Origin of the sequence: Sphingomonas aurea (assembly GCF_030678875.1) — a bacterium.
GTDB lineage: Bacteria > Pseudomonadota > Alphaproteobacteria > Sphingomonadales > Sphingomonadaceae > Sphingomonas > Sphingomonas aurea.
In genome coordinates, this window is record NZ_JAUUDS010000001.1 from 708,171 (window position 1) to 717,284 (window position 9,114).

Sequence of the window (9,114 nt, forward strand, 5' to 3'; positions counted from 1 at the left end):
GACTGGCACCCCCGGCGGCGCCCGCATTGTCGTCGGGGGTGTTTCGCTGCTGGCGCTTGGTTCGGTACCGTACGCGGAGCCTGCGAGTAACTTCTGATAACTTTTTGAGGGAGCAAAGCTGTCATAGGGCGCTGTCCCGTTGAACCGAGGCGCTTACTTGCCGGCTGCCTTGTGCAGCCGGCATCCTTGTTGGCTGATGGACGAAGGACGGCCGTCAACCCGTTGAAGAATTAGCCCTCTAGCGGTTAGAAGGCTGCCGAGGCCGAACTCGCAAAGCTCCGGTCTTCGCACCCTCGGCTGCTCCCCCCTGGACGGCCGAGGGCGCGTCAGCTCAATGATCGGCCGATGAGCTAAAACGCTCGTGTTACACCAGCGCTCATGTCTCTTCCGGCTTTACACTTGCCAGCCTTCGACCATTCGTTCCTATAGCCGTCAGTCGCCTTCTCCGAGTTGTACGCAGCAAACGCCCCTGTGTTGCGATTGAAGTCGTATTCTTTGTGCTGGATTAGACGTCGCTTCAAATACACTTGGTGATTATCAAAACGAAAACTGCAGATAATCCTATCGGCCGACACGTTGCACTGGTTCAGATCAGGAACAACTTCGTACCTTTTTTCGTCTTCTTCCCAGACAAATAGAAGCCCGCCAGCCTCGTGGACACGGTAGTCCGATGTCGGATTGGATGTCGAGCCGTTGGCAACCTCTTGGTAGGTACAATGAAGGAAGATGCTTGAATTCGCCTGAGCATGACTCGCTTCCGGCAGCACTATGAGCCCTAACAGGCAATAAGTCTTACCGGTTATACGACCGATAAACTCCTGCAACCAGTCACGCATAACAGCCGCCTCCAAGACAAAATTCAATTAACGAGATTACGGCTTCTTAGGTAAAGTTCTCTGCCTTATCGTTCACAGGCGCGATATGTGCGCTCCCAACCATCTTTCATGAACTGGTTATCGTATTCCCGATACTGCAAGATATAGCCGTCTGGGCCACATTTCTCATCGCCGTTCGTTGCTGTACCGCCCTGAGATCGAGCCGGACGGCGTGATGGACGCGCCCTCGTTTCGACCTCCTCGTCTTCCGAATCCTCGTAACGGCTAGATGCTGTCGATCCACGGCTCGGGGCGCACCGACTGAGAAATTTCACCCAACCCTTCGCGTAGTTTCGGTAGCGGAGCAGGTAGCCATCTGGAGAGCATTTCTCGTCTCCATCCACTTGCGCCGCTGCTCGGGGTGTCAACTCCTCCCCTCCAAGACCGGCACCCGCAACAAGAACAAGCGCCGAAAGCGCGACGGTCGAGCATTTCACGAATTTAGTCATCAGATGCCTCCACGTTCGGTTGATTACGAGCACGCGACCTCCCCCCTCGCCGGAGCCATCCGCTCAATCCTCGCTCATCGTAGGTGGTCCGGTTCAATCAATCGTCATGCAAAAGGGGTATAAGCTGTTCTAATAGAGCGGAGTAAGCGTTGACAGGATATGATGGTGGGTGAGCAGGCTGGCCAATCTACAAGAGAGGGGACAGCTTCCGGCCATGATCCACTATCCCAATGATCCAGAATTCATCCGCGAGATGACCGACGAGCAGCTGGTGAAAGCCTTCGAACATACCAGCGGCGCGGCGGACGATCCGGAAGCGAACGCCTTCCTGGAGGAGATCAAGAGGCGCGGGCTCGATGTGTAATCGCGCACGCTTCACCGGCGAGCCCGAGACGCTGTTCGCCTCGACCGGCAAGCTATTCGACGAGCGGCCGCGCGAGAACACCTTCAACCCGAAGGAGCTGCGGCCGAAAAGCCGCAACTATGTCGTGCGCGAGCAGGACGGCGTGCGCGGCTGGGACGTGATGAGCTGGGACGTGCTGGGCGGCAAGGCGCCCTGGCCGATGACGAACGTCCGCAACCTCCACCTGCCGCAGTGGCGCAAGCTCGCGGAGCGGCCGGGGAACCGCTGCCTCGTGCCGCTGACCGAGTTCTGCGAGTGGACGCCGGACAAGCACGATCTGGGCGACGGGAAGCCGCCGTTGAAGGGAGAGATGTGGTTCGCCGTCACCGACCAGCCGACTTTCGCTGTCGCAGGCTTCTGGCAGGAGACGACCGGGGGACGCGGCTTCACGATGGTGACGTGCGACCCGAACGAGCTGGTGGCACCGATCCACCCGAAGGCGATGATCGCGATCCTCGCGCCCGAAGATCACGACCAGTGGCTGCAGGGCAGCTATGACGAGATTGTTGCGCTCCAGAAGCCGTATCCGGCTAAGCTTATGACCGTTCGCGGGCCTGTGTTTCCTACCCGCGGCAAGGGTCGCTGAATCTAGCGACTTCGTGCTATCGAGTATAAGCGGAGCGGCCCGGCGGGGTCGTATCGTCCTCTCGCGCGGGGGAACTGCTTTATTCTTGGGGCAGTCGCTCCAGGCTGGTGCCTCACCGACGCATCCGGCCATCTAGGCAGGGTCGCTATCAACGCCCTGTAAACACGTCCTGGCTATCGGCGAGCGGGTATCCGGGGAAGGACGTTGATGTTCAAGGGTGTGACGGTGCTGGCGCTGCTGATCTTCGCCGGCGGATATTTTTTGGGAGCGTTCGGGCCGCAACCCTATGCACGGACGGTTGCGCGGCCGCCCGCGGATGTGATGTTGGCGCTGGAGCAACTTGATCTGACCGCGCAGCCCGGCGCCCCGGGGTCGACTGCGGAAGCAGCGGGCGGGGTCAAACCATTATTTCGGCTGGAGAAGGGCGAAGGCCGGATGACTTGGTACGTGATGAGTGGCGATAAGGTTGCGACGAGCATGACGGCCATGCTTGAACCGATCGAAGGTGGCAAAGCGACTCGCGTGCAAACCAGCGTAAAGCGTGGCGATGCGCCGGACGACCTTGTTTCGCCCGCCTTCCGATCTGAAGGATTGACAACGGCGTTGTTCTCCATGGCGATCGAGGGTGTGCTGAACAAGCTCACAGCGCCCACCAAGGCCGATGCCGAAACTTGCCAGCGCATTTTGTATGGCAGCGGGTCAAATGGCGAGCAGGTCCGGCCGAAGGAGGGGATCGCGGCGATTATGCACCTCAACGCTATGGAGCAGGAATTACGCCGGAACGGCTGCGACACGAACGAGGACGGCGCATTCCGCTCTGTCGAAGAGCAAACTGCGTCGCCTGACGCATCATCCGGCGATGATGCGCTTTCTCTGCCTCGCTCCACCCCTAACCAATCCGGGCAGCCGATGCTTGACCCAACGCCCCAAACCGTGCCGGGAGAGTAGCGCCGCAATCCACTTACACATCGTGCATAATTGACGTTGAAGGGCCGCCGGACTTGCCAGCGACCCTTCATCTCGACTGCGGACGATCAGCTCCGTCACCCGCTTGCCCCCGCCAGACGCCGTGCCGACCATGTACGTCGTCGCGATCTCCTCAACCGTGAACTTGCTGAACACCTCGCGTGCGCCGTCCGTGGCGTTGATCGAGAGGATGAACCGGCCGGCGATGCCGCTCAGCTGGTCCGCCAGGCGCACGAAGCCCGCTTGCTCGAACACATCCGGCCCATAATCGCCCTCACAGTCCCAATAGGCCGGGTCGAGGTAGAACAGGGTTTCCGGGTGCCAAGTGCACGTGCATTCCGAGCAGGATGGCTGATACCTCAGTTTTCCAGAAGCGTTTCGCTGAGGCAACGTCACTAAGCACGTCAGTCAATCCAACATTTGACCTCAGCGCACCGGACGAGCATCCTTACGGTCCCTGGGGGATCGCTCGATGCTATGCTTTTTCAACCTGGCCGGAGCGGTATACGATCCTGACGTTGTGGGGCACGAGGTTGCGTCGATCGACAAAGCTCGCGTTATCGCGGCCAAATATCTAGCTGATCTCATCCACGACCGGCCGGATGTAGTGTGGGCAGGCGAGGAGGTGCGGGTAGAAGTGACCGACGAAGACCAGCTGGTGCTGTTCACCGTCATCGCCTTTGGTGTCGACGCAATTTCTTTATTGTTGAGAAGTGCCAGAAACAGCAGCCGGAGGCAATTGTTTCAGCACGTGCCGGGCATTTGTGCCCCATCGTCAAGAACGTCACCAAGGCCGTTGCGCCGCTGGATCCAGACGAACGGTCTATGTTCAACATATACCCTTGGCGGCGAACAGGAGACGATCATCCTGCGCAGCCGGGATGCGACCAAGCCGGCACGATCGCGTACCACCTTCCCGTCCACTTTCAGTCGCCTCAATATCCGCAGTTAATTTAACTGAGAAGGACACGACGCAGGTGTCAGCATTTGCGCGTAGGACCGTTGGCTCCGGGCACCTGCGGCGATGCGGCTGGCGGTCATTTGTAAACGCTATCTATCTTAGAAATGGAGGGACATGATCGGCGCAGCCGCGCTGCCCATTTACCGTGACCGGAAACGGCGGAAGTGCCGCCCTCTACCAATCCGCTCGCGCACACTGCGGATAAACGGCGGACGCCCCGCAGCATAGATTAACGTGCGCGCAGGCGCGTACTGGTGACAAAATGACGGACCGTCCGTCTTGAACCCTGATGCTTGTCACTCTGGCCATCTTTCCTCCGCGACACGCGCCGCGCGTTCTACCAGATCGGGGTCCATCTCGATCGCCGCCACCAAGACCTTGAACGCCTTCGACGGTTTGACCCGCGCCTGCTCCTGATCCTTCACCATGCCGAAGGTCAGGCCGAACCGCGCGGCGAACGCAGGCTGCTCGATGCGGAGCCGGCGGAAGCGGAGCCGGAACAGGTCACGGGCAAAACCTGTCTTCCCGAAGTCAGGGTCAAAGGGCATCAGATCCTCCCCGCATGTGCCACCGCGCGACCTATTGTCGCTATTGTCGCTATTGTCGGAGCCTCCGCGCATCGCGCCAGCCCTTCTAAAGATAGATAGATAGAGACCTTTTTTAGGTTACGTCGCGAGGGCGGAAGCGAGAGCAGATCGACCGCGAGGCGCCGTGACAATAGCGACGATAGTGACAATAGCTCTCGGATCACCGGCCAAACTCCCAGAGCATGATCGGCGTGACCGTTGGATGCGTGCCGTGGCCCATACCTCCGCGAACGAACGCCTCGCGCCCAGCACCGCCTTCTGCCACAGCCCGATGCTCGTCGATCAGCAGCAGGGAACGACCCCGAAGCCAGACGGCCAGCCCCTCACAATCCCAGCTGTCCCGTGACCCGACTCCGAACAGGTCTGCCGCAGTCCAGCCCAGCGCCAACGCGCTCGCAGCCCACCCCCCACGCGCCAGGCGCATCGCGTCGGCCACGACCTCCCGCCAGTTTTCCACGCGCTGAATCGCGCGAGGGGCGGGCAGTCGCTCCAGCCGGCGCAGATCAGCCGAGAGGTGCGCGGGTAGCCCGAACGCCTCCACGGCTTCCACAGGGGCCTCAGGGTCAGGCTGCGCCATCACCGTCGCGGCAACGTCCCTCCAACTAGACATTGGCACCCCCATGCACCGCAGGATTGACGAGGAAGTCCTTGCGAGCCTTGCCCGGGGTGTCGCCGTCGCGCATCGGCATGGGGCGTAACCAACCCGCCTCTACCAGGGCGTCCGTCGCGCCCTCCACATCGGCCGCAACCTTGAGCGATGGAATTCCGCTCCCCCGCTGCACGTCACGGGCGTTGATCCGCTGCGCGCCGGTCTTCAGGATGTGCCGCCCCAGGGCCGCGGCATTTCGTTCGCTCGGGGGCAGTGCGGCGTCGCCGAATACGCGCAGCGCGGACGGCTTGGCATAGTCCTCGACGAAGCCCAGCACCGCCACCAACGTCTCCGGGCGGATGGCCGTTGGTTCTCGCCCGTCGCCAGCAGCCCAAGCGATCAGCTCCGCCACCAGCGCGAGGCGCAGCACGATGCCTCGCAGCTTGCCCAGAAAGCCCTTATACAGCCCGGACGCTTCCTTGATCGCCAGATCATTGTCGCGGATCCATTCTTCGAAGATCAGCGCCGCAGCGTCGTTCAGCATCAGCACGACCGGAACGGGCTCGCCCTCTTCGTTACGCAGCGGCTGGAGGCTAAGCAGACGCCGATAGACGCGCTCCAGCACCGATGCGTCAGCCAGGGCGCGAGGGCGCTGGTATCGGATCGGGTCAGGCCATGCCCACAGGAAGCGCGCGACCAACCCGTCATCTGCCGTCTTCAGCAGGCAATCCGACAGCTTCTCAGGTTGAATGCCGCCAAGGACCGTTACGCCGTTGAACTCGATGAACAGCGGTGCTTTCAGGCTCTTGCGATCGACCGTGAAATGCCGACCGCCGAATGCCTCCAGCCAGAACTCTCGGCCGCCCGGAGAGTACCGCTCAAAACTCATCAGCCAACCGGCCAACTCGTCGCGAAGATGCAGAACGCCGTTCGGGTTGCCGGCCAGGATGTCCATCACGGCTTCAGGCGTGCCGTCCTGCACCATCAGCCTGGGGCGCTGCGGCTCGTCGGGATCGACCGCAGCGTCAGGCATCGAGGGCGTTGCCACCCCGTCCTTCGTCGCCTGCTTCACCTTCGCCTGCCACTCGCTGCGTTCGGCCTTCGCGCGCTCGGCAGTAGTGTGCCAGCCGATCAGCCCATTCTTGTGCTGCTCCGCCAGCTCCCGCTCCATCCCCTTCAGCGGTGCGGTGGCGGCGTCAATCGCTGGCGACTTGTTCGACGACGGGTCGCCTACCGGGGCGACCCACAAGACGCAGGGCTCTTGCCATCCTGCCGTAGCGAACGGCTTTACCGCGCGCTTTGCACCGACCAGCGACGCGGCAACGGCAATGATGCTGACGGCGACATATTCCGCCGGGGCACCAGCGCCAGCGGCAAGATCCCGGACCAGCGGCCACAACGATCCGAACAGGTCGGTCGGCATCTCAGGTGGTGTCGTCCGCCCGCCCGTCAGAACCGTCATGTCGGGATCGGACCAAGGGTTTGCTTTGCGGCCCACCATCATGCCGCTCTCGAACGGCTCGGGCGAGAACGGGCGCGCGTCCTCATAGGCCGCTTGGAATGCAGCGGCGGTCATGGCCGCACCCCCATCAGTTCGGCGTTGTAGTCCTTGAAGGGTCGCGTCGGCCGCATGATGCGGACGCCAAGGCCAGCCTCTCCATACGCCGCCGCGGCCTTCATCGCCGCTGCCTCGCCGGCTTCGTCACCGTCAGCACCGATCACGACTGCGCGCGTGATCGGGGCGAACGCCATCTGTGGCATCATCGACGTTCCCGCCGCGACCCAGACTGACCGGCCGAGCGCCTGGGCGAGCGTCAGACCATCCTCAAGCCCCTCAGTGACGACCATGCTGGAGGAGGCTGGCCCGAGCTGGATAGAACCGCCGATGACGTTCCCAAGGGAGTATTTCACCTTCGGCTTTCGGTCGCTGTCCGTTGCCTTCACCCCAGCCTTGCGCCCGGCCTCTGTCAGGTACGTGCGCTGAAGCCCGACAAGCTGCCCGCCTGCATCAGTGACGATTGCAATCAGCGCCGGCAGCAGGCCTGGTCCATTCGCAGCCAGCACGCCGTTCCCCTCAATCTGGGGCGGCGCGAGGCGGGCGAACCGCAGGGTATGCGGCAGAGCCATCGTGATCCCGCGCGACCGCAGGTACACCTCAGCCGGCGTCCCTTCGATCGGCACGGAAGCGTTGACGATCCGCTGCGCGATGGGTCGCATGTCCGCCTTAGGCTTGGCGGGCGCACGCTGCTGCTCCAATTCGCGCAACGCCCCGCCGTCCAGCATTTCGATCGCGCCAGGCAGCTTCACACCATAGAGCTTCATGACCAGATCAAGCACGTCGCCGCCCTCGCCGCAGCCGAAACACTGGAAGCGCCGGTCATCGTTGAAGATCGTGAAGCTAGGGGTGCGGTCTGCGTGCAGCGGGCAGCAGGCCTTCAACTCGTTGCCCGCGCGATGCAGCTTCACGCCCGCCTTCGACGCCACGCCCGACAAGGGGAAGCGGTCACGAATGCCGGCAACGACCCGCGCCAGCTCGGCGCTGTCCATGCGGGCCATCACTGGTCCTCCCCAGCCGCGGAAACGCGACATGCGCGCGCCTCCACCACGTCGGATTGATCCAGCTGGATTGGGCGCATCTTGCCGTCCGCGTGCAGCACTCGCACGATCGGCAGTCGGTAGCGCCGCCATGCCGTCACAGCCACCGCTCGCGCCTCCTCGAACGAGCAGGGACGACACAGCCGCTCAGGCTTGCTCCAGACGCCGCAGCGCCGGGTGTAGACCATGACCAACCAATTCCCGCTGGCAGTCTCACGCAGGGCAATGGCGCGGGTGACGGCCAGCCGGGGCGCTCTGCCATCAGCAGCCCGGCGAGCGCGCGCACGGTGCCATGCAGGCGCGGCGTAGACGAGGGCCGTCATGCCGCCTGCTCCTGCTGCTCGACCGCAACCCAGACGATCGCACGCTTGCCCGTCACGTTCAGGCGACGCAGGCCGCTATCGACGACGAGGTGCTTTCGCCGCAGCTCGGTAGTGCGCGGCTGGATCGTCCACCGGCTGAAGCCCAGCGTCGCCGCCAGTTCGTCCGCCGTCAGGCCGCGAGAGCCGGCATCACGGATTGCCCGCAACGCCAGGCGCTGGAGCCGTGCCGTAACGCTTTCGATCGCGTCCGCAGCTTCGATCGATGTCGAGACGCCGCGATGTCCCGGCGTGTTCGGATAGTCACTCATGCGTCGCCTCCACAGCGAGAGGGGGGAGGTCCGCGCGGTCAAGGATCATCGCCAGCCAGTCGGCTTGCTTCGGCGTCATCGCGGTATCGTCCACGACGATCTGCCCGAGGAACGATCCGGCCTTGCGGCTCAAGCGTGCGCCCGATTGCAGCGCCGCCAAGGCAGCGTCGCGGGGCGTCGTGAAGGGATCAGCCATTGCCACCGCCCTCCGTCGTGAGGTCGACCAGCGCCCAGCCCCGGTAGAGCTTCAGCCCGCGGGCATAGCCGCGCGCCTGGGGATGCGTGGGATAGTCGCGGTCGAAGGTTTCGCCATCGGGCGCAGGGGCAACCCGAACGCTGAAGCCGCCGTCGGCCTGCGTGATTGTAACGGTGTGGAGGTCAGCCATGAGATGCCCCCCAGACTAGGCCGGCGACCAGGGAGGCGCGGCTCGGGGGCAGGTGGAAACGGGCAGCAAGGACTTCCGTCCTGAGC

The 9,114-nt window shown here is 63.0% G+C and carries 13 protein-coding genes; 4 read left to right on the forward strand and 9 right to left on the reverse strand.

The window, feature by feature from the left end; genetic code table 11:
- Positions 1-350: 350 nt before the first annotated feature.
- Positions 351-836, reverse strand: coding sequence for a hypothetical protein (locus Q5H91_RS03645; protein ID WP_305171850.1), 486 nt, complete (start codon positions 834-836; stop codon positions 351-353).
- 657 nt (positions 837-1,493) lie between these two features.
- Here Q5H91_RS03645 and Q5H91_RS03650 point away from each other — a divergent pair.
- The 4 genes from Q5H91_RS03650 to Q5H91_RS03665 all read left to right on the forward strand — a co-directional run bounded on the left by Q5H91_RS03650 (position 1,494) and on the right by Q5H91_RS03665 (position 4,231).
- Entirely contained in the window at positions 1,494-1,688 is a 195-nt protein-coding gene (locus tag Q5H91_RS03650) for a hypothetical protein (RefSeq protein ID WP_305171851.1), read from the forward strand.
- Positions 1,681-2,313 (forward strand): SOS response-associated peptidase family protein, encoded by a 633-nt coding sequence (locus Q5H91_RS03655; RefSeq protein WP_305171852.1) that lies wholly within the window; start codon positions 1,681-1,683, stop codon positions 2,311-2,313. The genes Q5H91_RS03650 and Q5H91_RS03655 overlap by 8 nt, the downstream gene beginning before the upstream one ends.
- 204 nt (positions 2,314-2,517) lie before the next feature.
- Entirely contained in the window at positions 2,518-3,261 is a 744-nt protein-coding gene (locus Q5H91_RS03660) for a hypothetical protein (RefSeq protein WP_305171853.1), read from the forward strand.
- 490 nt (positions 3,262-3,751) lie between these two features.
- Positions 3,752-4,231 (forward strand): DUF6894 family protein, encoded by a 480-nt coding sequence (locus Q5H91_RS03665; RefSeq protein WP_305171854.1) that lies wholly within the window; start codon positions 3,752-3,754, stop codon positions 4,229-4,231.
- A 305-nt stretch (positions 4,232-4,536) separates the two neighbouring features.
- Here Q5H91_RS03665 and Q5H91_RS03670 read toward each other — a convergent pair whose 3' ends face one another.
- The 8 genes from Q5H91_RS03670 to Q5H91_RS03705 form a co-directional block, all read right to left on the reverse strand.
- Entirely contained in the window at positions 4,537-4,788 is a 252-nt protein-coding gene (locus Q5H91_RS03670; RefSeq protein ID WP_305171855.1) for a helix-turn-helix domain-containing protein, read from the reverse strand.
- Between the two features lie 199 nt (positions 4,789-4,987).
- Positions 4,988-5,404: a hypothetical protein gene (locus tag Q5H91_RS03675; protein ID WP_305171856.1), complete on the reverse strand. Its 417-nt coding sequence runs from the start codon at positions 5,402-5,404 to the stop codon at positions 4,988-4,990.
- A 25-nt stretch (positions 5,405-5,429) separates the two neighbouring features.
- Positions 5,430-6,992, reverse strand: coding sequence for a DUF3987 domain-containing protein (locus Q5H91_RS03680; RefSeq protein ID WP_305171857.1), 1,563 nt, complete (start codon positions 6,990-6,992; stop codon positions 5,430-5,432).
- Positions 6,989-7,972 carry a DUF7146 domain-containing protein gene (locus tag Q5H91_RS03685; RefSeq protein ID WP_305171858.1) on the reverse strand — a complete coding sequence of 328 codons (984 nt, stop codon included), beginning with the start codon at positions 7,970-7,972 and terminating at the stop codon, positions 6,989-6,991. The genes Q5H91_RS03680 and Q5H91_RS03685 overlap by 4 nt, the downstream gene beginning before the upstream one ends.
- Complete coding sequence (locus Q5H91_RS03690) at positions 7,972-8,334, reverse strand: hypothetical protein (RefSeq protein WP_305171859.1); 363 nt, start codon at positions 8,332-8,334, stop codon at positions 7,972-7,974. The genes Q5H91_RS03685 and Q5H91_RS03690 overlap by 1 nt, the downstream gene beginning before the upstream one ends.
- Entirely contained in the window at positions 8,331-8,642 is a 312-nt protein-coding gene (locus tag Q5H91_RS03695; RefSeq protein WP_305171860.1) for a hypothetical protein, read from the reverse strand. The genes Q5H91_RS03690 and Q5H91_RS03695 overlap by 4 nt, the downstream gene beginning before the upstream one ends.
- A complete protein-coding gene (locus Q5H91_RS03700) occupies positions 8,635-8,838 on the reverse strand; it encodes a hypothetical protein (RefSeq protein WP_305171861.1) in 204 nt (67 codons plus the stop codon). The genes Q5H91_RS03695 and Q5H91_RS03700 overlap by 8 nt, the downstream gene beginning before the upstream one ends.
- Positions 8,831-9,028: a hypothetical protein gene (locus Q5H91_RS03705; RefSeq protein WP_305171862.1), complete on the reverse strand. Its 198-nt coding sequence runs from the start codon at positions 9,026-9,028 to the stop codon at positions 8,831-8,833. The genes Q5H91_RS03700 and Q5H91_RS03705 overlap by 8 nt, the downstream gene beginning before the upstream one ends.
- Between the last annotated feature and the right edge of the window lie 86 nt (positions 9,029-9,114).